Here is a 24,163-nt window from a genome sequence, read left to right as displayed (position 1 = left end):
TAAAACCTTTGTGACTCATGGCACATTCATTTTATTAACTACAGAGATATCACGTCTGAATCGTTAAAAATACCCAATGCACAATCATCAACATCAACACATATAGACTTAAATTAAAAATACCTGAAAATCCAATCCAGCCTGCCTCAATCAATCGATTGGTCGCCAAAGTCACAATTTTGAATAACACGTAGGCCAAAATTGCCTGAATTAGCAGTGTCGGGACATAAACGCCGTACAGATTCAATTCACCCATGTACTGCTCCGTTTAACACTTGCTTATCTGAATCATTTTTTTGTACATGGAAAATACTACTACGAATATTATTCATACCCATTTGAATCCGATGTCTCACTTCAATATCTGGCTCATTCAAGACCAATGTTTCAATATAATCAATTTGAGCAAGAACTTTAGCCTTTAGCACGCTATCCAGCACGATATTTTTTTCCTGATCGCGAAAACTGGCTTCGAGCAACTGTTGTAGATGTCTCAAGGCCTGTTTTAGTTCTGGCAGTGTTTTATTATTCTGGCTCAACTCGGCAATACGACTGAGATTAATCACAGCACTGGTTTCGATTAGCGCAAGATTCATGGCGTGCTTTAACTCGGCTGACTGTACCAGTTTACTATTTAATATCCCAATCCGATCTAACATACTGCGTAAATGAATACGAAAATTCACGCCATATGGAATGTAAAGCGCCTCTCTCAATGCCCGATAATGCAAACTCAAAATACGCCTTGCACTGGTTTCTGGAGACATAGACCGAATAAAATAAATGGCCAGAATCGAGATGATCGGCCCGATCACGCCTGCCATTGCCGTATCCATTAAAATAACAGCGTCCATCGCATAACGGTTTTGCAGATTTAAGCTCATAATAAAGTTAATTAGCATTGGGAGCGCCAGCATCATGAGCATGGGTGTTGGAAACATACTCGCCAGATAAATCACAAGTGGTGCAAGAACCAGTGCTAACTGCCAGAACTCATGTACCTGTGGCATGATGGTAAAAGCATAAAAAATAGTGAGTATGGCTGCATAAATCGACCCTCGGATAAACGTTTTCAATGCAGGAATCGGGTCATCTAACATGGAGAGAATACATGCACTTACCGCCGTTAGTTGTGCCATCATATAGCCAGCATGCCAACCTGTATAAATCCATATTAAAAATGAAGTCGCTGTCGCCAATGCCGCAGCAACAGAGCTACGTACTGCAATACCATGATCACGATGCAAACTTGGATATTGAGTTGTGATCGCAGCGATCGTGGTCGGAATACGTTTTTCCCCTCGCTGGATCAATTGCCATAATAATTTCACTGCCATGACATTTTGAATAAAATGACGAGTGTCCATTTTCAGAGCATCCATCATCACTATTTGTGCTGGTGTTGATAGACTAAATAGTTGCTCAAAATCTTGTTCAAATTCAGGTGGTAACTGATTTAATTGATCATCTTCAATATCCGTTTGCCCACGTAAAAATTGCAGTACATGCTCGTATAAAACCACTAAACTGCGTCGATATTCCAAATCAATCTGATCGAGTTGATAAATCCGTTCGGACATTGAGACCAGATTAGCGACGACCATAGTTTCCTGATGCAATAATTCCTGTATCGGTTTAGTCATACCGTGCAATTCACCGCTTTCATACGCCAGATGCACTGCAAGACCATGAATATCAGTTGTATCGCGGGCAATACTTCCCAAGAGCTGAGTATAACTTTGGCTATGTTTCTGATCGGTCATAATACTGGTGAATACATCACGGGTATCATCCAATGTTTTTTGCACACGTTGCTGAAGCTGTGCGCCTAAATGTGCAGGAAAAATTGTTGCAGAGACAACTGCACTACAAATCACAGCGATTGAAATTTCTAACACCCGACTTAAGGCCATGTCAAAAACACTGTGACTATCTATATTATAAATCGAACTACAGGCAATCATGACGGTGGTATAACCCGCCAACATAAAGACATAACTTCTTGGTGTACGATCTAACAATGAAATATATAAGCAAAAACCAACCCATATCGCCAGAATACATGTGAAGAGAATTGGCATGTCAATCAAACGTGGCGTAAAGAAAATAGCCAGAATCCCACCCAACACTGTGCCCGTAAGACGATACAGAGCTTTGGATGACACCATACCCGCATAAGGCTGTGCGATAATGATGACTGTCCCTGCTGCCCACATTGGATAAGTTAAGTCCAAAACAAATGCGGTATACAGAGCCAACATCATCGCGATAAAGGTTTTGACTGCAAAAATCAAATCCATTCGCGACGGTCTAAAGGCCAGTATCTGTTTAAATAACATGAAACGATCTCAAAACAAGGATTCCATAATGTTTAGTTTATACTCATGATCAATATGCGCATTGCACTTTTAAACAGCAATAGTCTAAAAGGGTTGCATGCTAAAAGCTTACAACTGCTAGCTAAAGATCATTTAAATAGTCAGATTATCGCTAAATACAGCGTCAAAAATTCAACTTTTACATATTTTTTGTCGTAAAAGCTAAATATGACATTTAGAGACCAATCATAGATGGGGTGAAAAAAGCACATTAGCAACTTTCTTCATTAGATATTTTATCTAAATAATTTTGACAAAAAAACTAAAAATAGTCAACAAAATATCTTATTATGATAATTAATCAAATTTTAAGCTTTATACTTTGTCGATTTTTAATAATTCAAAGAAGTAATGGCTCATGAAATTAGACTGCAAGGCGTGGCACAATTTGTTATAAAAGACGATTATGCACGTGTTTCTGATGGTTCTTTAGCAAAGTAGGTAATCATGGCGCTTTCAAGCTTTGGCAAAATTTTAACGGTTCTGGATTTATTTTCGGTATCACGGCCTGTGATTAACGTCGATCATATCTGTGATGAATTGGGTTTATCTAAACCCACAAGTTACCGTTATTTAAAAGAACTGGTTTCTGCTGATATTTTACAGCGCATCAGTGGTACTTCAGGTGATTACACACTGGGTTCAAAAATTGCAGTATTGGACTATATTTCACGTACCACAGATCCTCTGGTACAAATTAGTAGCCCTTTTATGCAGGAAATTGCTGAACGTATCGAATTGTGTTGTTTGCTGACACATTTGAATCGTGATTATTGTATTGATATTCATCATGAAGTTTTCCGCAACACCGATCTACTTTCCTATGGGCGAGGCTGTCCACGTCCTGTTTATATGGGTTCATCACCTAAAGTGATTATTGCTCAACTGCCTAAACGCCAGATTCAAGATTATTATTATCGTTTTGCAACACAACTGGCTGAGGTTGGCTTTGCGCAGGATGAAGAAAGTTTTCTTACACGCATGAAGAAAATCAAAAAGCAGGGTTACTACTTATCTCACGGCGAACTTGATCCCAATGTTTCAGGCTTATCTGTGCCGATTAAGCTGTCCACCAATAAAGAATCACCTTTAGCACTCACTATTGTGGCTTCAAAAAATCGTTTTGAATTTATTAATATCGACAAGCTTATTGAAATTTTGAAAAGCAATGCAGCACAAATTGAGCATAGATTTTTAACACTTTCTCAAAATGAGAAAGTATAAGGCTAAATAGCAACTTTAACGGAATATGACAATTGATCTAATTTTTATTAGATATACCATTTGAAAAATTATTCATATTCTCATATAATGAAACTACTCTTCAATATCGCTTAATTTTTCCATGAAATTAAGTCATTTTCATTTGAAGATACTCCTCCTCAGAGTAAAAAGCTCATGTTGATTTCATGGGCTTTTTTTCTTGTTACATAACACCCTCTTGAACATCTTATTTTTGCTTTTTAGACTGAAGCTAATGTAGATTGACTCTAAGCCATACAACAATAAAGATCACATGAATTTCTGGCATCTTTTTCAACAATTACGCCCTTTTGTACGACCATATCGGCTATTGGTCATCGCCACACTCATTTTAACGTTGATTGGCGCACTTACGGCTCAGGTCAATGCGCTCACTCTGCAATATGCAGTTGATCGGATTAATGCGTTGGTCGAAGCAGGAAAAGGACTCAACGAAGGCTGGATTATTTTAGCTACGATTTCAGCGATCTTACTGGGTAAAGAAATCCTCAATGCCTTAGTTCAATTTGGACAAAAATATTACGGTGAAAAACTGCGTATTTATGTTTCGCAAGATTTGGCACAAGGCATTATTGAGAAGTTTCTGACTTATCGTCTGACTTTTTTTAATCAGGAAAAAAATCAGGCAGGCAAATTGCAAACCCGTATTGATCGGGGGATTGGCTCGCTGACTCGTCTGGTACAAATTTTCTTTATTGATATTTTACCGCTATTTACCAGTGCGATTATTGCTTTGGGACTTATGTTCTACGCCAATTTCTGGATTGGTCTAGTCGCATTAATGATTGTTCCAATTTATTTTTGGTTAACCTTTAAACAAGCACAAAAACTGGGGGGATGGCGACGTCGTTTACGTGATGGTCGTGAAAAAAAGAGTCAGGGTATTTTAGGCATTATCCAGTCGATTACCGTAATTAAATCGTTTAATCGTGAAGAAATAGAAGCCGAAAAGCAACTTAAGCTACAGCGCGATCTGACTGACAATCAAATGCATACCCGTCAGACCAGTTTTATTTTTGATGGCGTCAAAACTTTTCTTGAACAGATTGGCATTGTGCTGATTATTATCCTGACTTCTTATTTTGTTCTGGCAGGACAAATGAGTATTGGAATGATCATGTACCATATTTTGTTGTTCAATAATGTTTCTGCCCCCATTCGTTCGCTGCATCGAATTTATGATGAAGTCAATGATGCCATGATTTATTCAGAAAGTTTCTTTCAAATTTTAAATGCCGATGACGAAATTGAAGATAGTGGTCATCTCAAACCTACCATTCACGGACAATTTGAACTTAAACATGTCAATTTTAGTTATGAAAATGGACATCAGGCATTAAAAAATATCAATATGGTGATACAGCCAAATAAAATTACGGCGTTAGTCGGACTATCGGGTGCGGGAAAATCTACGTTAATTAGTTTACTCGATAAATTTTATCTGCCTGAATCTGGCGAAATACTACTAGATGGAGTCAATCTCAATCAGATCGATACGCACTATTTACGTGATCATATTGGCCTAGTACTGCAAAAAAATCATATTTTTCAGGGTTCCATTCTGGACAATATCCGCTATGGAAAAATGGATGCCAGTCTGGATGAAGTCATTGTTGCAGCAAAAAAAGCATCTATTCATGATCAAATTAGTCATTTGGCACAAGGTTATGATACCGATGCACTGATGCTTTCAGGTGGACAACAACAACGTATCGCACTGGCTCGTATGTTTTTAAAAGACCCACCAATTATTTTTCTGGATGAACCGACTGCAAGTCTGGATGCCATTGCCACTGAGCAAATTAAGCAAAGTCTGGATGAAATCAAACAAGGTCGTACCGTGATTATGATTTCACATAGCTTGTCACAAATTATCGATGCCGATTATATGTATGTAATGCAGGATGGTGAAATTGTGGAACATGGTGAACACGAACAGTTGTATTTGCAAACTGGGGTGTATAAAGATATCTTTGATGCCATGGCGAAAAGTTTAAATATCGACAAAATTGCCAAAACTCTTGAAGACGAAGAAACCCATAGTTAAAACTATGGTAAAACGATTTAAAGCAAAAACTGTCTAAAGGTTAAATTGATACGGGGCTGCAAAATTTTTTGTGACTTCATAATCGCATGTTGCCAGTGCTGTTGGGTGACACCCCGCATGACGATGAGCTGACCAGATTGCAGCAGCATTTCAATTTTTTCTTTGGTATCTATATGCCGAAAACAAAATTTTCGAGTCGCTCCCAAACTCAAAGAGGCAATTGTGGTTTTTTCAGCCAGAGACATATCTCCATCGCTATGCCACGCCATTCCTTGTGTACCTTCTTCATATAAATTGGCCAAACAAGAATTAAACTGCTCTCCAAGCAAATGCTCAATATCGTGCTTTAATGTAAATAACTGATCATCCCACGGCAATGAGTCGCGCATGACACCCGAATAGGCATAGCGATAATGTGCATCGCCATACCACGCGACCTTACGTGGCGTAATAAAATGTTTTCCATAAAGTTTGGCTTCATCATGCCGCCAAGGCAAATGTTCAAGCAAATAATGAAAGTAAAACTCAACCTGTTCAGGGTTGAGGAATAGACCATAATCCTGCACTTCCCCCTCATAGGGCAGCAAATTTATTTGTGGTTCTGGAGCAAATAAATCAAGTGTCATAAAGCCTGCTCCTGCTTCGCCATTTCCCACGACAAAAGTGCCAGTTTACGTGCTTTTGTCCAGTGATACTCACCAATCATACCTGTAGATCGAATCACACGATGACACGGAATCAGATAAGCTATCGGATTTTGTGCGACGGCACTGGCAACTGCACGAACTGCTTTAGGATGACCAATTTTTTCTGCAACCTGCTGATAACTAAGTAATTGACCTTCTGGAATAGTTAAAAGCGCTTCCCAGACTTTGAGCTGAAAAGATGTGCCTTGTAAACGTAATGGAATTTTTTGCTGTAAATTAAACTTAAAATCATGCTGAAACCAGCCAACAACCTGCTGATGCAGTTGAGTGGATTGCTGCTGAAATTCAGCTAAAGTAAAACGCTGTTGCAATTGCTCAAGCGCGATCAAATCCGAAGATGAGTCTGATAAAAATTGAATGGAGCATATGCCTTTATCGGTACTGGCAATAAAAATGTCGCCAAAAGGCGTTTTTTCGCAGGAATAATCAATCAACAGCGACTCACCCTGCTGCTTGTATTCTCCAGGTGTCATTCCTTCAATGTGTACAAATAAATCATGCAAACGTCCAGTTCCAGACAGGCCTGTTTCAAGTGCAGTATCTAAAATACTATAGCGATGACTCAATAAAGCTTTGGCTCGTTGCAAACTCAAGTATTGCACAAACTTTTTTGGGCTTATACCCACCCATTGCTGAAACTGACGCTGTGCATAACTCGGACTTAAACCTACAGTTGCAGCCATTTGCTCAAGACTTGGCTGATCATCAAAATGCTGGTAAGCATATTCAATCATACTCGCGATCACAGCAAACTGACTGGAAGATAAGTTTTTCATCGTCAAAAACTCCTATATTCAGTTTTACTGTAAATCAAAGCTTAGACCCTGACGACCCGATTCTTGCACTCAATAAAAAGCCCTTCATCAGAAAGGCTTTAGAGACTTAAGGCTGTTTAAGATACGGCCATGCCGCTTTTAAATAAATAAACATCGACCATAAGGTTAAAATAACAGCTGTATATAATAATGCATAGGCCAGTAATTCAAGTGGTTGCCAGTTAAGTAAAAAGACACTGATCGCAATCATTTGAAATGCCGTTTTATATTTACCTACAGTAGACACAGCAACATTGGTTCTTGCTCCCAATTCGGCCATCCACTCACGCAATGCAGACACGGTAATTTCACGCGAAATGATCACAATCGCGGCAAAAGCCATTGCAATAGTCGGTTGCCATTGCACCAATACAATCAAAGCTGCTGCCACCATTAACTTATCTGCAACTGGATCTAAAAAGCGCCCAAAAGCCGAACTTTGATTCAATGCGCGAGCCAGATAACCATCAAACCAATCGGTAATTGCAGCTAGCACAAAGATTGCAGTCAAAATCAGATGCCTAAAAAAGCTTCCCTCGTGCTCATTTATTCCAATCGCAGGTGGCCAGTAAGCAATTAATAAAAACACTGGAATAAGCGCAATTCGCGCAAGAGTTAAGATATTTGGGATATTCAGGATGCGTCCTGTTGTCATAGACATCGCCAGTTTATTCCCCTCATTGCCGCCATTCGGCGTATGCAACATTTAAAAAAAGGCAAGATATTTTCTACACCCAACTTTATACGAAATACCCAATAGTGTCGACTAGGCAAATACAGTAACTGTCTGACGGCAAATCGCCATCAATTGATCTTGTTCATTCCAGACATAGGCATGTTCGGTTGAATAACCATGCTCGGCATATTCAGTGACGACTTTATATTTAAACCAGTCATGTAGTTGCTCTTTTAAAGAATGAATAAATGTTATATGCCAAGTCAATGAGCTCGCTGGTGCAAGTGTTTTAAACATGCTGAGTACACCGGGTGGCCAGATATCAGTCAAAGTTACAAAATCTGCCAGAGTCATTTTACGATTCGCTTCCTGCTCTGGGGCAAATCTGGCCCATCCACCAAAGTCTGGCGTTGAACTCCCCATCATAGGATATTTTCCTTCTGCCCAGCGTAGTTCAAAATGTTGATAACATTCTGGCATCATTTTAGCAAAAGGTAATGGTGCTAATTGCTCAGGTTGTGGATAAGCAGGGATCATAGGTTCCTGACGGACATGAATACTCGACTCTCGATCTGTACCAAAACTTGCGATCAAAATACTTTGTACTGCATTTTCCTGCCATAACCGTACTTCAATTGTGGTCACTGACTTGCCTTGACGTAAAATTTCAGCCGATAAACGTGCTTTCCCCGACTGTACTGGCCCGACAAAAGTAATACTACAACTCAATAAACGCTTGGTTTCATCCTGAATGGTACACAATGCTTTATGCATTAAAACCCCTGCGGCCAGACCACCAAAAATTGTGCGGCCCTGTAACCATCCATCAGGTAAATCAATCCATTCCTGTTGTTCAATTTCATGAAATAACGTTGCGAGTGACATGTTATTTTTCCAGTTTATTGATCTTTCACATATTGTGATGCTTTTTTATAGATGTAAATGATCATTGACGCATGAGTCATTGAATATTTTGGTCACTCTTTGGCGGTACTGTCATTCCCACAAAAGAGATCAAATATTATTCGTGCAGAATTTTATAGATGGTTCGCGCCATTGCTGGACCAAGTCCGGGAACTAAAGTCAGCTCTTTTTCCGAGGCTTTAAGTACGCCTTGAATTCCACCAAAGTGTGTCAGTAAATCGCGGCGACGTTTTGGCCCAAGCCCGGGAATCGCTTCTAACACTGAACCTGCACGGCGTTTATCACGTTTAGCACGGTGTTTGGTAATCGCAAAACGATGTGCTTCATCACGCACCTGTTGAATCAAATGCAATGCTTTATGATCTTCTGGTAATTGAATTTTGGTGCCATCGGTAAAATGCAGCGTTTCAAGTCCCGGTTTACGTCCTTCGCCTTTAGATACACCCACCATAAAGGCATCCAGTTGCAAATCTTGCATCACCTCCATCGCCATATGCAGTTGTCCTTTACCACCATCAATCAAGAGTAAATCAGGCAACAAATGCTTTTTATATCGGCGTGTTAAGGCTTGGCGCATAGCAGCGTAATCATCGCCACCCGTAATATCCTGAATCGCAAACTGACGATAATCACGCTTACGTGCGCCGCCCTGATCGAAGACCACACACGATGCAATCGGTGCTTCGCCCATGGTATGACTGATGTCAAAGCATTCAATCCGATCAATCGGTCGTCCCACCACTTGTTCTAATTGGTGAAAACGTTCATTCAATTCTAGGTGATTACTCAGTTGACCTTTGATCGCATGCTGCACGTTCATCTGAGCAAGCTCTAACCACTCAGCACGAGTTTCACGTACCTTATGTTTAATCTGTACTTTTTTCTCAAATTCGGTATGTAGCGCTTGTTCCAACTCTTTGCTGTCAGGCAATGCGACATTAATGATTAACTCACTTGGAACTTCATCTGCCACCTGAAAATAAAAGTTAGCCATAAAGTCACTCAGCATTTGCCCTAAATCATCACTGAGCATATCTGGAAAGTAACTTTTGCCACCCAACATGCGACCATTGCGCACATGCATAATCTGCACACAAGTCACTCCTGCTTGATGCGCAATCGCCAAAATATCTGCTTCACCTTTTACTTTAAACACTGCTTGCTGCGCTTGAACTTCACGTAACAATGCCAAACGATCACGATAAAAGACCGCTTTTTCAAATTCAAGCTGTTCTGCCGCCTGCTCCATTTTCGCAATCAGTTCCTGATTGAGTTCTCTGGTATCGCCCTGTAGAAAACGGATGGAGTTATCCACATCTTCCTTATAATCCTGTGGAGAAATCAAACCCACACAAGGCGCCGTACAGCGTTTGATTTGATATTGCAGGCAAGGACGTTTGCGTTGCGAAAAAAAACTATTTTCACACTGACGTACATTAAATAATTTTTGCAGCACCAATAAAGTATCTCGGGCATTGTAAGCGCTTGGATAAGGCCCAAAAAACTTCCCGACCTGATGCTTTCCCTTGCCCCGTCCACTGGCAATACGTGGATAAGGTTTATCTGCCGAAACAAAAATGTACACATAGGATTTATCATCCCGCAGCATGATATTGTACGGTGGACGATGCAGCTTGATCAGGTTTTGTTCTAGTAATAAAGCTTCTGTTTCTGAACGTGTGACCAATGTTTCGATATCATAGATACGTGCAACCAATGCCTGAGTTTTAGGGTGATCAATGGTTTTAACAAAATAACTCGACACCCGATTTTTTAGATTCTTGGCTTTGCCTACATATAATAGTTCACCCTCTTTACCTAGCATTTTATAAACGCCGGGTAATTGGGTCATATGAGCAAGAATTTTTTCAATATGTGGGCGGGCGTTTGAATTCACTGTATCTTGGCTTTCCTTTGGCTACATCAGTGTATGTTGTGCTCAAACATTCTCTTTTCAAGCATTTATATTATTGTTTGCAGGAAAGAAACATTTTCACTCCCAAAAGCCACCTATTTAATTAGCTTGATGATCAAGCTGTAATACTTTAATAAATTTCTGCTTATCTTTAGGCGAAATCAACACAGATTTGTTTTTTCCATCTTTTTGATAATCGATCTTGAGTCGATCCAGTGATAATGCAGGAGACGATAAAGGATTATTGCTTGGCGTAATATTCTGGATTTGGTTTCGTAGAATTTTCCATTTCAAAAACATACTATGAATGATCAGATAATCTTGAGTCACAACATAACGTGTATTCACAACAGGCCACCACATCATCACAATTACCAACGCATACACGATGCCGTGTTCTGGGTATTCTTCCAATGTTCCCCTGAGCTGCATACTCCAAAGCATTTGCAATAAAATTCCTGTTGCTGCAATGATGAAACCCAATATCCACCAGTCTTTTTTAGAGCGAAAGGTCTGCATGCTCAACTCCCCAATCAATATCAATTAATTTTAAAATTTTACTTCATTTGTAGATCTAGCTTTATCTTCTCATGAACATATTGCAAGGGTAAAGAATATACAAAATCATTGATCATGCTCTGTTCAAAACATTTACTTTATACTTAGAAAAAATGCCCTTTCGGGCATTTTATTACATTGGCTTTTGGAAAAATTCGATAATTTGTGACATATAAGGTCGAATAAAGATCAGGAAAAAAATTCCGAGCATCAAAAACCATTTCAGGAAATAGTATAATTTACGGTTTTGAGCCTTTAAAGCCTTGGCTTTTAAGCGAAGTTGATAAACATAACCAAATGCTTTATTTAAACCGCCCGTTTGGTCACCTGTTTCATTGGGTGAGCTAGCAGCCGTCATGACATTTTTACCAAACCAGTGATTGAACTTTTCCATCAATCGGGTTTTCAGTGGACGTTCAACATCTGCAAAGAAAATAATCCTGTTTTCATCTGTACCATTTTCAGCATAGTGGATATAGGTTTCATCAAATACGACACTTTCGCCATCGCGCCATGAATAAATTTGCCCATCGACATCAATAAAGCAACGATCATCATTAGGCGTGATCAAACCCAAATGATAACGTAATGACCCTGCATAAGGATCACGATGCCGCACCAAACGACTATGTGGTGCAAGTTCAGTAAACATGGCAGCCTTAATCGTAGGTAAAGTTTTCAATAAAGCCGTTGTTTTCGGACAAAGTTCAGCAGCAGAAGGATGCGCCGAGTCATACCATTTTAAATAAAAGCGTTTCCAACCAGTTTTAAAAAATGAATTAAAACCCAAGTCATTATAAGTACTTGAAGCTTTTATCCCACCTTGTGCATACAAAGCTTTTGCTTCATCGCGAATCATTTCCCAGTTATCATCTAGCACTTTTAAATCTTTAAAATACTGGGTATCGATATAAGGTTGATTCGGGACTTTTGAAAAGATGTACATCAAAAAATTAATTGGGGCCAATATAGTTGAATGATCAAAAAATTGACGATAGAACGAATGACGTACTTTTCCACGATTCTGGATATACAAGGCAGAAATCACAAATATCGCTAATATGATCCACTTAATCATACTATTACTCTTTTCAAAATATGGCAGACTTGGGAGAGGCCCTAAATGCTAGGCTTTGGTCTGCTCAGGTTCAATTTTAATGGCGAAAGATTCTAGCAAAAGTAGAACTCAAAACGCTACCCTTGCTGCTTTCTGGCATTTTTTTATAAGTTTATTGCAATAATAATTTAAATGAGTTGACCTTTTTGACAGAATGGTTACAAAAATAGGGCTACTTTTTTTGAGTTGAATCTATTATAAAAACCACAGATATAACGAAAAAACTTGAATTGAAACAGGAAGTTCATTATCTACCATTATACTTATGGAACGTCATTTCTAAAAACTCGCAATAACAGGTAACAAAAATAGATGACCCTTGCGTCACGGCTTGATACAACTTGTTATGCTGTTTTTGGATATAGTTATCGTAAGATTAGCGGAGCATAACTGTGTGCAGCAAATGCATACACGCTTCATCACATCAACGTAGAAGTCCTCCAAAATAAAGGAGATCAGGCATGATCCACGCTGGCAATGCCATTACCGTCCAAATGCTTTCGGACGGAATTGCAGAATTCCGCTTTGACTTACAAGGTGAGTCAGTCAACAAATTTAACCGAGCAACTATTGAAGATTTTCAAGCAGCGATTGCAGCGGTTAAAGCCAATCCTGAAATTAAAGGCTTAATCGTCACTTCAGGCAAATCGACATTTATTGTCGGTGCAGACATTACCGAATTTGGACAAAACTTTGCTCAGGGTGAAAAAGCCATTGTTGATTGGGCTTTGCCCGTTCATGAAATTTTCAATAGCTTTGAAGATTTAGATATTCCTAAAGTCGCTGCCATTAATGGTATGGCTTTGGGCGGTGGTTTTGAAATGTGTCTGGTCTGCGACTACCGTGTCATGTCAGAACAAGCACAAGTAGGCTTACCAGAAATCAAGCTAGGAATTTTCCCAGGCTTTGGTGGTACGGTTCGTTTAAGCCGTGTTATTGGTATCGACAATGCCATTGAATGGATTGCGATGGCTGTACCGAAGAAACCTGCTGCTGCACTAAAAGATGGCGCAGTAGATGCTGTAGTTACAGCAGATAAATTGCAAGAAGCTGCGATTGACTTGGTGAAACAAGCACTTGCAGGTCGTTTAGACTGGAAAGCAAAACGTCAGGAAAAACTTGAACCTGTAAAACTGAATCCACTCGAACAAATGATGGCGTTCAATTCAGCTAAAGGTGCTGTGCTGGCTAAAGCGAATCCTGCGCAATATCCTGCTCCTAAACTTATGCTTGATTCATTACAAGCAGGTGCAAGTCTTGGGCGTGATGATGCACTTAAAGCTGAAGCTGAAGGATTTGCCAAAGCAGCAGTTACTCCTCAAGCAGGTGCTTTGATTGGTCTATTCATTAATGATCAGATCGTGAAAAAAGCGTCTAAACAACATGAAAAAGGTGCCCATCCTGTGAATCAGGCAGCCGTTTTGGGTGCTGGGATTATGGGCGGTGGTATTGCGTATCAGGCAGCAAGCAAAGGTACACCAATTATCATGAAAGATATTGGTAATCCACAACTTGCACTGGGTATGAAAGAAGCCAATGGTTTATTAACCAAACAAGTTGAACGCAAAAAATTAACCCCTGCTAAAATGGGTGAAACTCTGGCGCGTATCCGCCCATCTTTAAGCTATGATGAGTTTAAAGAAGTCGATATCGTCATTGAAGCAGTAACTGAGAATCCTAAAATCAAGGAAGCTGTTCTTGCTGATACAGAGTCAAAAGTACGTGATAACACGATTATTGCTTCAAATACTTCAACCATTTCGATCACTCGTTTGGCTAAAGCATTAAAACGTCCTGAAAACTTTGTCGGCATGCACTTCTTTAACCCAGTACATATGATGCCACTGGTTGAAGTCATTCGTGGTGAACAGACCTCTGAAGAAGCTGTGGCAACGACTGTCGTTCTGGCTCAGAAAATGGGTAAAACCCCTATCGTAGTCAATGACTGCCCAGGCTTCCTTGTAAACCGTGTGTTATTCCCTTACTTTGGTGCGTTTGATCTCTTACTTAAAGATGGTGCTGACTTCCAGCAAATCGATAAAGTCATGGAGAAATTTGGCTGGCCAATGGGTCCTGCATACTTAATCGATGTTGTTGGTATCGATACAGGTGTACATGGCGCAGAAGTCATGGCTGAAGGCTTCCCTGATCGCATGAAACCTGATTATAAGGGTGCGATTGAAGTCATGTATGAAAACAAACGTCTTGGTCAAAAAAATGACGTTGGTTTCTACAAGTACGAATTAGATCGTAAAGGCAAAAAAGCAAAAACGGTTGATCCAGTTGCTTATGAACTTGTTGCATCTATGGCAACGAGTGAAAAACGTGAGTTTGATGCACAAGAAATCATCGACCGCATGATGCTTGCATTGTGCAATGAAACCGTTCGCTGCCTTGAAGACAATATTGTTGCAACACCAAGTGAAGCAGATATGGCGATGATTATGGGTATTGGTTTCCCTCCATTCCGTGGTGGTCCATGCCGTTACATCGATCAGACAGGTGTTGCTGAATACGTTGCGCTTTGCGACAAATATGCACACTTAGGTAAAGCTTATGAAGCGCCACAAATGTTGCGTGACATGGCTGCTAACAACAAAAAATTCTACGGTTAAGGAGCGACGTGAATGGCTACTTTAAATCCACGTGACGTTGTGATTGTTGATGGCGTTCGTTCTGCCATGGGCAAATCACGTAACGGTATGTTCCGCAATGTACGTGCCGACAGTTTATCTGCTGAATTAGTACGTGCCCTTGTTGCTCGTAACCAGTTTGATACCAATGAAGTTGAAGATGTACTTTGGGGCTGTGTAAACCAGACTTTAGAGCAAGGTATGAACATTGCTCGTAATATTGGTTTATTGGCTGATATCCCTAAAACGGCTGGTGGTCAAACGATCAACCGTCTTTGTGGTTCATCTATGCAGGCAATCCACACTGCGGCTGCACAAATTGCAACCAATCAAGGTGATGTGTTCATCATTGGTGGTGTAGAGCACATGGGTCACGTTGGGATGATGCACGGCATCGACCTTAACCCTGAAGCATCTAAACACTATGCCAAAGCATCAAACATGATGGGCTTAACTGCTGAAATGTTAGGTCGCATGAATGGTATCTCTCGTGAAGAACAAGATGCATTTGGTGTTGAATCTCACCGTCGTGCATGGGCTGCAACACAAGAAGGTCGTTTTAAAAACGAAATCGTAGGTGTTGAAGGTCACGATGCCATTGGCTTCAAAATCCTATGTGATATTGATGAAGTGATTCGTCCAGATGCAAATCTTGAAGCGTTTAAAGCATTGAAACCTGTATTTGATCCTAAAGGCGGATCAGTTACAGCTGCGACGTCTTCTGCACTTTCTGATGGCGCATCTGCAATGCTACTCATGTCTGCTCAACGTGCGCAAGACTTAGGTTTAAAACCACGTGCCGTCATTCGTTCAATGGCAATTGCAGGTTGTGATGCTGCAATCATGGGTTATGGTCCTGTACCAGCAACTCAAAAAGCACTTAAACGTGCTGGTTTAAGCATGGCAGACATCCAAACCATCGAGTTAAACGAAGCATTTGCTGCTCAAGGCTTATCAGTCATGAAAGGTTTAGGCGTGTATGACAAGCAAGACATCATCAACTTAAATGGTGGTGCAATTGCACTTGGTCATCCGTTAGGCTGTTCTGGTGCTCGTATCACAACAACTTTGTTGAATGTGATGGAGCAACAAGATACACAAATCGGTCTTGCGACAATGTGTATTGGTCTTGGTCAAGGTATCGCGACAATTATTGAACGTGTTTAATCGACACTAAGATAAAATAAAAATCCCCGCACATTGCGGGGATTTTTTATAACTAAGATAAGATTTTTAACGCGGAAACCAAGGGTTTTGCGGAGGATTCAATCCATCTTTAATTTGTTGCTGCAATCTCAAAATATCCTCTAAATTCACCTTCATCGTACCATCACGAAATGCATCGACATTATTTCGGTTGATATTTAAAGGTGCAAGCATATTAAAGATACCACTGGCTGGATCTGATGACTGCAATCCCGATGTAATCGATAAAATATATTGCTGCAAAAATGGAGAAAGTTGACTCATATCAGGTGAAGTTGAAGGTTGATAATCAATCGCGATATAAGGGTTCTGATTAACTTTAGGATTTTGTATCTCATTTTGGATTTTATCAATATGATGTCTAAGCGCCTGACGTACTGCTTTATCTTCTTGAAAAGGAACAATACCAGCTTCTTCTCGCAACTCCGATTCCGCCATGACGTGAATACTGGGTAAGGAAGTCACCTCTTTTGCCTGAACAATGGGCATCGCTAATAAAGCGAATACATAAATCAAGACTGAGGGTTTTAGAATATTCATTGCTTGCTCCAAACATCATTCACCCTTTAAAAAGGGTAAATTAAATAAAAGCATCATTAAATAGGCTACACCAAAGTCACATTTGACTCATCAGAACCCAGATAAACGGTAAAGTCATTTAATGACTCATGATAAACCTACAAATAATATTACCGCCAATGTTGAGTTCATTCGTGTGATTCAAGGCAGAGATTTTCCATTTGACTAAAAGTTTGTATTTAACGCTTCTTTTCATCTTCACCATAAATCGCAGATGCTGCATTTTCGGCACTTAAATCCTGAAGTGTGTATTGCTCATGATGCAACATATTTAAATAATACAAATATTGCCCTGCTTCGTGTGCCTTGCCATTTGCCAGTAAAAGCTGTGCATACTTATGTAAATTATAAGGCGACGCGCGATTTTCTACCATTTGACCCAGTTGAATCAGTTCCTCATCACTCAATTGCATAGTGGGATTCATTTGCAGCCAAAGCATACGATCTTTAAATTGTGTCAGCACATAAATATCGGTACTTCCCCACACGGTTTGTGTAGGCTGTTCACCACGAAAAGCCAAGCCATTATTGAGTTTATACACCGTATAATCACGCCAAATCAGCAGCATCAAAATACTACCGACAACAACAACACCCTTCACTACATACTTGGACAAAATTGATGCTTTAAGTTCAGGAGATTGTGATTGTACGAAGCCAAGTAAGAAACCCAAAGGAAATAAAAAATAGGCGTACCGCAACGGAAACTCGAGTAAGGCATGAATTAAAATGGCACTCACCATAAGTAGAGCAACAACAGACTCCAAGCTTTTTGCTTTGTGATTCAGCCATAAAATCCAGCACGTCATATAACCAATGATCAATAGACCAAGCGGTAAACCATTCCAGACGATAATATCTAGCAAAATATTATGTCCACTGGTCACCCATTCATGCGATGGATGTAAATTAAACACCGTAAGCTGTGCCAGACTGGTTTGCCCCCAGCCAGAACCACTTAAGGGATGCTGCTGAATTGCCAATAACATTTGCGTCCAAATATCAAAACGCAAATAGCCCGAAGTTGCTCGTTCGGCAACTGAACTCGCCTCAACCACTTTTTCTGCACCTAGAGATGCAATAAAACTAGATAAACTTGGTAGCAAGGAGATCATGGCAATAAAGCCGATCACCCAAAGTAGCATATAAGGTATACGTAAACGCACTGGGTATTTATAGGTTTTATACGACCAGTAAACCATAAAGAATAAGCACACCACCCAAGCGGTGCGTGATTGGCTTAAAGCGATTGCAAATAAAATAGCAACTGATGCTGAAATTAATAATAATTTTCTGAGTTTGTTTTGTTCAAATAAATACAAACATGCCATCAGCCCCATAACCAGAAAGGTCGACATATTGTTCGGTTGGGCAAAATTAGCAAATGGGCGATTGCCTGCTCGAAGTTCCATTACCCCATAAATATGTTGATCCAGATTCAGCCATTGCAATACCGCTATCACACTGGAAATAACACTGCTTATCATTAGAACATAGCAAATACGAGTAAAAAGCTTTTTTCGATCACTTTGTATAGCAAGGTTATAACTTGCTAATGTCACCCACCAGAAACCTAGTAAATAAAAGCTAAATAACAGAGCGCTACTTAGATCTAAAACTAGCCCACACATCCATTGAATTAATGGAATAAGGGTACTTGCTAAAGCGATCCATTGAATTCTAGGAACTTTAAAGTTTTGATCACACAGTCCCGCCAATAAGCTCAGCACGGCTGCAAAACTCAGCATTTCACTGGAAAATGTCAGCCATGGAAAAGCATGATCGGGAGATAGCCATGCAAGGCTAATGAGGATAGACGCTAAAAGCAGGAAAAAAGCGCGCATAGGTATAGTGCGAAAAATGGGGTGTGGGGATTATACACGGATTTTTCTGATGAATGATGAGAGGAAAATCCTCTCTTACTTCCATGGCCTTAAATCGACAATTTTAACCACTTGGCCTTTTTCTTTATTCATTAAAACGACCATATCGACTGTGTTAGCTTTTAGTGGAACCCAACTATCTGCTTCAGGATATTGCTTTAAGATTTTATCTGTATCCTGTTTAGCGTTAAATTGATTTAGTTCATTTAAACTTTGGGCACGTTGTTGTATCTGTTGTTTTACTTCGCTAAGAGCCACATAACGCTCAGGTTTTTGCGCTAAAGAAACCCCACCCAGTGCTTCTGCGAACATATCATCATTACGGGTTTTAATATCTTGAGCAAATGCAGTCGCTACATATTGTGGTTTAAACCAAGAAGGGTGTCGGTATTCAGGTTTCGCACGTTGGATATTTTGATCAATAATTTCATTATTACGCACCAACTCAAAACGATCAACGTTATACACCAACCATGCAGGGCGACCTTGACCAATACTATAAACCCCATAACATAATGCAGAAATTTGGATTAAGATAATAATACTTAGATCGAATTTAAGGGTCTTTTTCCCTTCTTTATAAACAATAAAACCAAGAACTGGTCCGACAATTACATCAATTGCCAGCATCATTAAAAAGATGTGAGTCACGCCCACAGCTTTAGCTAATGGAGATGGATACCAACAGAAAAATACCCACATTAAAATAATGACAGCTAATGACAAAGATAAGCCTAAATGCCCTAAAAAGAACTTTTGTCTCTTAGATAAACGATCGTTCATGGTTTAGATCCACTTTTATTTTGCCATTCAAAGGCCAAAGATTGATTAACTTGATATAACGACTCAACACTATATTTTTGACCATGCAGTTTTTCTAAAATTAATAGATGTTTTCTTGCAAGTTCAGATTGATGATTAAGTGCTAAAGCCTGTGCATAACGATACAAAGCGGCTGAAGTTGAATAACGATAAGCTACTTTTCTCATCCAATCCAACTGATCAAGGGTCATATTTTCCTTAGGTGGCGTACGAATAAATCTTATTTGCTCTCTTAATTGCGTCAGTAAAATCACATCTGGTGCATCATGCTCTGCATGTAAAGTACCGATATTAAGTGCCTCGAATCGAACCAACTGCACATCTTTCTCTATGATTTGATATTCAACAAAGATCCAAATATATAAAACAACGAAAATAGCCCATAAACTTGCTACCACTGTTCTTGGAATTTCAATTATCTTTATCGTTTTATCTTGAGCTTGTACTAAACCTAGTAAAAAGCCTACAGGCAATAGAAAAAAGGCATAATCTAATGGATATTCAAGCATGGCATGTACCAATACCGCCCCAATCATTGAAAGCGCAATAAAAGGCTCAATTGATATTGCCAATTGACTTAAACGATATAACCACCATGTAAAAAAACCAATAATTATAAGCCCCAATGGAATACCATTCCAGATCAGTAAATCCAAAAGAATATTGTGACTATGTTCAGTCCACTCAGTGGTTGGATAATCCAGATAAACCGAAAGTTGAGCAACACTCACTTGATTCCAGCCATATCCCCATAAGGGTTGCTCTTTGATTGCTAATAACATTTGATGCCACATTGGGATTCTTAAATAACCCGAACTTGCCCGTGTGACTGCATCTACTGTATTGGTAACACCTAAAGAATCAGAAATATAGGGAACTGTAAAAATAAAAAAGAGGAATATTCCTACAAAATAAAAAACTGAATATTTAGATAATCGAGTCTGAAAATATCGAGTTTTCCAAAACCACCAAATTAAAAAAGCAAGTGTAAACGCCCATGCTGTACGAGATTGAGTGAGCGTAATTCCAAATAAAATGAAGATTGTAAGTAATACTCCACAAAACTGATTAATATATTTTTTTTCGTATAGATATAAACATGCCATTAGCCCTATACACAGAAAAGTCGCACAATTATTGGGTTGACCAAAATTTGCAAAGGGGCGACCGTTAGGCGGTAAATCTGCCATCCAGATTCCACCATTTGTTAATAGCAGCCATTGCTTTAGAATAATATAAAGTGAAACAACTGAACTAAAAATAAAGATATTTGAAATAAAATATAGATACGGCGCTATACCATCTTTTCTTCCTAAATTTAGAGCTACTATATAACCTAAACCAAATGACGCTATATAAATAAAAGCAATAAAACCATCGCCTAAAAAATATATTTTATGAAACAAAATTTGAATTAGAGGAACTAAAGAAATAAATAAAATGAATAAAAATTTTAGGTCTAATACGAATTTTTTTTTTAGACAAAAAGTAAATATTATAGCCAATGCTAAAAAGGCTGAAAAATCTTGGCAGCTTGAAATCCAGGGATAATAGTGATTAGGCAATAAAAAAGAAAAACCAATAACTATAAAAATCGATACTAAAAAATAAATGTTTTTTTTCACAGATATATACCAGTAAAAAAGGGATATTAAAAATATCCCTTTTTCAAAAAATCTAAATATTAATTACCACGACATGAAGCTGGTAAATATTTAACAGGCATACCAGTAGCACCAGCCCCAGCACCACATCTCCAAGCACCTACAGGTGTATTAAGAGCAGCAGCTCCACCACCAGCAGCTAAAGGAGTCATAAGAATTGTTTTTGAACCCGCATCTTTTAAACTAGTTTCACCTGTTGTAGTTACAGTAATTGCGCCATCCGCACCTGTAGTTACAGATAATACATATTTTGATGGATTTGAAGCTGCTGCGCCAGTAACATTTTGCTCACAGCCGTAACCATTAGCAGCTGGTAAACTAGCTGCCGATTGGTACGCTTCTGAAATAGCTGTACGACAAGTTGAACCAGCTAAAATAGCCTCAGATACTTTAGCTCGGATCGTATAATCCTGATAAGCAGGCAGTGCAACTGCTGCCAAGATACCAATGATCGCCACGACGATCATCAACTCAATTAAGGTAAAACCTTTTTGTGCGTTCATAACATTCTCCACGAATTGTGTATTTTTTATAAAGCTTTGTAAGCTAATTTATATGAGCATAAAATATGCCAACTCTGATTATAATCATTTCAGAAGAAAAAACAGTAGTTTATAAAAAGTTTTTTTTGATTATGTTTTTCTAGTTATGCAAATAATAAAAAAGTGACAAATATTGTCACTTTAAAGCATTTCAGATATTTCTCGTTAATTTAAAATAATTGGTGAATTATCCAGCTCATCATCTTTATCTGTGATCTGCTTATCATAAAATTGATCTAAAATTTCCCCAATTTCCAAAACACCATTGACCACCGCTTGTCGGTATTTTTTGGCCTGAAGCTCAGCCACAATCTGCTGACAAACTGCTTGCCATTCAGCTTCATGAGTCAATGCACAAATACCCCGATCAATTACGATTTCGACCTGCCGTTCACACAAGTTTAGATATAACAATATGCCACTATTATATTCAGTATCCCATACGCCTAGTTCAGCAAAAAGCTGTTCAGCACGGCGACGGGTATTTTGATAATACGCGTGGGAACATGGAATATGCCCCTCAATCACGACCTGTATCTCACCAACATGACCATGTTCTGCTTGTTTAACGGCATCTGCTATCGTAACTTGATCCTGTTTTGAAAAGAAATGTTTACTGGGTGAAAAATAAAATGCATGTTTGAACCATCGCTTTAAACTCGGTTGTGCTTTTTCATCCAGTTTGGGCTGGGTAATGATTTGTGTTGTATCTGTTTTAGTTACCATGATCCTGATGCGCCCCCACCGCCAAAACTGCCGCCTCCGCCGCTATAACCACCGCCCCCACCAAAGCCACCACCTCCGTAACCTCCGCCGCCTCCACGTCCACCACCGCCCGAAGCAAAGATTTGCAAAATTAGCTGTGCCAGTGAAGTAATCAATAAGAAGAATATCCCCACACCCGCTAATATGCTGGTGCCTAAGCCTACACCACTCACAATACCTGCTGCGATAGCTGCGACACCTGCTGTAGCAGCACTAATCCGATTGCCTACAAGAAAAGAGGCAAATACGCCGATCACGATAATAATCAGTGAATAGATCATCATCTGTGAACGGGCTTCTTGTTCATGCATGGCCTGTGCCTGACGTTCTTTTAAGTCAGCCGCAGCTTGTTGGGCAATTTCAGGATCAAGGTTCAGAACCCTATCAATTTCGTTTAACCCCGCTTGAATGCCTTGTGCATATTGTCCTTGTTGAAAGTAAGGTGTCATTTGATTGCGAATAATACGACTTGCTACAATATCTGGAATCACGCCTTCTAGACCATAGCCTGTCAAGATTTGAATCCGTCGATCGTTCACCGCAATTGCCATCAACAAACCATTGTCACGTTTAGCTGAACCTAGCTGCCATTTTTCTCCCACGCGCATGGCGTAGTCAAAAATATCTTCCTGTCCAGTCGTTGGGACAATCACGATGCCAATTTGTGCTTTATTTTCCTGATAAAGTTTTAAAATCTGCTGTGAAATTGCCTGTTTCTGGTCTGCTGTGAGTAAGTTTGCCTGATCAATCACAGGCTCATTCATACTGGGTAAACCGCGAATCGACTCACCTTCTGCAATATCATTGGCAATTTCAGGTTGTTGCACCGTCGTCGAGCTTTGCGGTTTGGATATAGATGACTTTTGTTGCTGCTGAATGATCTTGCCTGCAATAATCGTTTCACCATCATCTGAGTCCTGTGCAGTCGCCACTTCGCTCCAAACCGTAGTAGAGAGTAGCAAACTGCAAAAACATAGCATCATCACAACCGTTTTTTTCCAGCTATTTTGCAGCTCCAGCATGACAGTTTTGATCATCACAGCACCTATTTATATAGAGGGTTTAGTTAAACGAAACCGTCGGTGCTTTTTCTGCGCCAGCTTCGGCACTAAAGTTTGGTTTTTCATGCATGCCAATGACTTTGGCTGTCATGACCTGTGGGAACTGTCGCACGTAAGTATTGTAGTCTTGAACTGTCGTAATATAACGATTACGTGCCACTGCAATACGGTTTTCTGTGCCTTCTAGCTGTACCTGTAAATCACGGAATTGTTCATTGGCTTTTAGGTCAGGGTAGTTTTCTGAAACGGCAATCAAGCGTGATAACGAACCTGTTAATTGACTTTGTGCTTCCTGATATTTTTTAAATAGTTCAGGATTTTCCAGAACGCTTTGATCTACTTTTAAACCCGCAACATTAGAACGTGCTTCTGTCACTTCAGTTAATACTTTTTCTTCATGTGTCGCATAACCTTTAACGACATTTACAAGATTAGGCACCAAATCAGAACGGCGCTGATACTGGTTCTGCACTTCTGACCATGACGCGGTCACGGCTTCATCTTTGGCTTGCAAGGTGTTATAACCACAGCCTGAAAAAGTAAGAGTACTTGCCAATAAAGTTGCAACAACCACTTTTTTTAATAGATTCATGTTCATTATCCTCATA

At 39.5% G+C, this 24,163-nt stretch carries 21 protein-coding genes; 4 read left to right on the top strand and 17 right to left on the bottom strand.

The window, feature by feature from the left end:
- Positions 1–49: 49 nt before the first annotated feature.
- Both A7A69_RS14980 and A7A69_RS14975 read right to left on the bottom strand, forming a co-directional pair.
- Positions 50–256: a DUF1656 domain-containing protein gene (locus tag A7A69_RS14980; protein ID WP_120370667.1), complete on the bottom strand. Its 207-nt coding sequence runs from the start codon at positions 254–256 to the stop codon at positions 50–52.
- A complete protein-coding gene (locus tag A7A69_RS14975) occupies positions 249–2,339 on the bottom strand; it encodes an FUSC family protein (RefSeq protein WP_152878398.1) in 2,091 nt (696 codons plus the stop codon). The genes A7A69_RS14980 and A7A69_RS14975 overlap by 8 nt, the downstream gene beginning before the upstream one ends.
- A 486-nt stretch (positions 2,340–2,825) precedes the next feature.
- Between A7A69_RS14975 and A7A69_RS14970 the strand changes: the two genes are divergently transcribed.
- Together A7A69_RS14970 and A7A69_RS14965 are read left to right on the top strand one after the other, a co-directional pair.
- Positions 2,826–3,602, top strand: coding sequence for an IclR family transcriptional regulator (locus A7A69_RS14970; protein ID WP_152878396.1), 777 nt, complete (start codon positions 2,826–2,828; stop codon positions 3,600–3,602).
- A gap of 292 nt (positions 3,603–3,894) precedes the next feature.
- A complete protein-coding gene (locus A7A69_RS14965; protein ID WP_120370664.1) occupies positions 3,895–5,688 on the top strand; it encodes an ABC transporter ATP-binding protein in 1,794 nt (597 codons plus the stop codon).
- Between the two features lie 17 nt (positions 5,689–5,705).
- Here A7A69_RS14965 and A7A69_RS14960 read toward each other — a convergent pair whose 3' ends face one another.
- The 7 genes from A7A69_RS14960 to lpxO all read right to left on the bottom strand — a co-directional run bounded on the left by A7A69_RS14960 (position 5,706) and on the right by lpxO (position 12,361).
- Positions 5,706–6,314, bottom strand: a complete 609-nt coding sequence (locus A7A69_RS14960; protein ID WP_152878394.1) for an alpha-ketoglutarate-dependent dioxygenase AlkB family protein — start codon at positions 6,312–6,314, stop codon at positions 5,706–5,708.
- Positions 6,311–7,171 carry a methylated-DNA--[protein]-cysteine S-methyltransferase gene (locus A7A69_RS14955; RefSeq protein WP_151980492.1) on the bottom strand — a complete coding sequence of 287 codons (861 nt, stop codon included), beginning with the start codon at positions 7,169–7,171 and terminating at the stop codon, positions 6,311–6,313. Before A7A69_RS14955 ends, A7A69_RS14960 begins: the two co-directional genes overlap by 4 nt.
- A gap of 106 nt (positions 7,172–7,277) precedes the next feature.
- Positions 7,278–7,865 carry a CDP-diacylglycerol--glycerol-3-phosphate 3-phosphatidyltransferase gene (pgsA, locus tag A7A69_RS14950; RefSeq protein ID WP_010588585.1) on the bottom strand — a complete coding sequence of 196 codons (588 nt, stop codon included), beginning with the start codon at positions 7,863–7,865 and terminating at the stop codon, positions 7,278–7,280.
- 111 nt (positions 7,866–7,976) lie between these two features.
- On the bottom strand, positions 7,977–8,771 hold the full coding sequence (locus A7A69_RS14945; protein ID WP_152878392.1) for a thioesterase family protein: 795 nt from the start codon (positions 8,769–8,771) through the stop codon (positions 7,977–7,979).
- Positions 8,772–8,907: 136 nt separating this feature from the next.
- The gene (uvrC, locus tag A7A69_RS14940; protein ID WP_187349238.1) at positions 8,908–10,707 is read right to left on the bottom strand and encodes an excinuclease ABC subunit UvrC; all 1,800 of its coding nucleotides are present in this window, start codon (positions 10,705–10,707) and stop codon (positions 8,908–8,910) included.
- A 117-nt stretch (positions 10,708–10,824) separates the two neighbouring features.
- On the bottom strand, positions 10,825–11,244 hold the full coding sequence (locus A7A69_RS14935; RefSeq protein ID WP_152878390.1) for a PH domain-containing protein: 420 nt from the start codon (positions 11,242–11,244) through the stop codon (positions 10,825–10,827).
- Positions 11,245–11,416: 172 nt separating this feature from the next.
- Positions 11,417–12,361, bottom strand: a complete 945-nt coding sequence (gene lpxO, locus A7A69_RS14930) for a lipid A hydroxylase LpxO (protein ID WP_152878388.1) — start codon at positions 12,359–12,361, stop codon at positions 11,417–11,419.
- Between the two features lie 500 nt (positions 12,362–12,861).
- Between lpxO and fadB the strand changes: the two genes are divergently transcribed.
- A complete protein-coding gene (fadB, locus tag A7A69_RS14925) occupies positions 12,862–15,015 on the top strand; it encodes a fatty acid oxidation complex subunit alpha FadB (protein ID WP_152878382.1) in 2,154 nt (717 codons plus the stop codon).
- A 12-nt stretch (positions 15,016–15,027) separates the two neighbouring features.
- Entirely contained in the window at positions 15,028–16,200 is a 1,173-nt protein-coding gene (gene fadA, locus A7A69_RS14920) for an acetyl-CoA C-acyltransferase FadA (protein ID WP_152878380.1), read from the top strand.
- Between the two features lie 66 nt (positions 16,201–16,266).
- On the opposite strand, the gene A7A69_RS14915 is transcribed toward fadA, so the two are convergent.
- The 8 genes from A7A69_RS14915 to A7A69_RS14880 all read right to left on the bottom strand — a co-directional run bounded on the left by A7A69_RS14915 (position 16,267) and on the right by A7A69_RS14880 (position 24,147).
- A complete protein-coding gene (locus tag A7A69_RS14915; RefSeq protein ID WP_152878378.1) occupies positions 16,267–16,779 on the bottom strand; it encodes a hypothetical protein in 513 nt (170 codons plus the stop codon).
- Positions 16,780–16,997: 218 nt separating this feature from the next.
- Positions 16,998–18,662: a PglL family O-oligosaccharyltransferase gene (locus A7A69_RS14910; protein ID WP_152878376.1), complete on the bottom strand. Its 1,665-nt coding sequence runs from the start codon at positions 18,660–18,662 to the stop codon at positions 16,998–17,000.
- Between the two features lie 75 nt (positions 18,663–18,737).
- Positions 18,738–19,484, bottom strand: coding sequence for a TfpX/TfpZ family type IV pilin accessory protein (gene tfpZ, locus A7A69_RS14905; RefSeq protein WP_152878372.1), 747 nt, complete (start codon positions 19,482–19,484; stop codon positions 18,738–18,740).
- A complete protein-coding gene (locus A7A69_RS14900) occupies positions 19,481–21,148 on the bottom strand; it encodes a PglL family O-oligosaccharyltransferase (protein ID WP_338325137.1) in 1,668 nt (555 codons plus the stop codon). Before A7A69_RS14900 ends, tfpZ begins: the two co-directional genes overlap by 4 nt.
- A 59-nt stretch (positions 21,149–21,207) precedes the next feature.
- The gene (locus A7A69_RS14895; RefSeq protein WP_152878368.1) at positions 21,208–21,690 is read right to left on the bottom strand and encodes a pilin; all 483 of its coding nucleotides are present in this window, start codon (positions 21,688–21,690) and stop codon (positions 21,208–21,210) included.
- A 204-nt stretch (positions 21,691–21,894) separates the two neighbouring features.
- Positions 21,895–22,455, bottom strand: a complete 561-nt coding sequence (locus tag A7A69_RS14890) for a TPM domain-containing protein (protein WP_152878366.1) — start codon at positions 22,453–22,455, stop codon at positions 21,895–21,897.
- On the bottom strand, positions 22,449–23,531 hold the full coding sequence (locus A7A69_RS14885) for a TPM domain-containing protein (protein ID WP_152878365.1): 1,083 nt from the start codon (positions 23,529–23,531) through the stop codon (positions 22,449–22,451). Before A7A69_RS14885 ends, A7A69_RS14890 begins: the two co-directional genes overlap by 7 nt.
- Positions 23,532–23,556: 25 nt before the next feature.
- Complete coding sequence (locus tag A7A69_RS14880) at positions 23,557–24,147, bottom strand: LemA family protein (protein WP_152878363.1); 591 nt, start codon at positions 24,145–24,147, stop codon at positions 23,557–23,559.
- Between the last annotated feature and the right edge of the window lie 16 nt (positions 24,148–24,163).

This window comes from Acinetobacter guerrae, from assembly GCF_009372255.1.
Taxonomy (GTDB): domain Bacteria; phylum Pseudomonadota; class Gammaproteobacteria; order Pseudomonadales; family Moraxellaceae; genus Acinetobacter; species Acinetobacter guerrae.
Note: the sequence above shows the minus strand (reverse complement) of the source record. Positions and strands in the feature narration are given on the sequence as shown.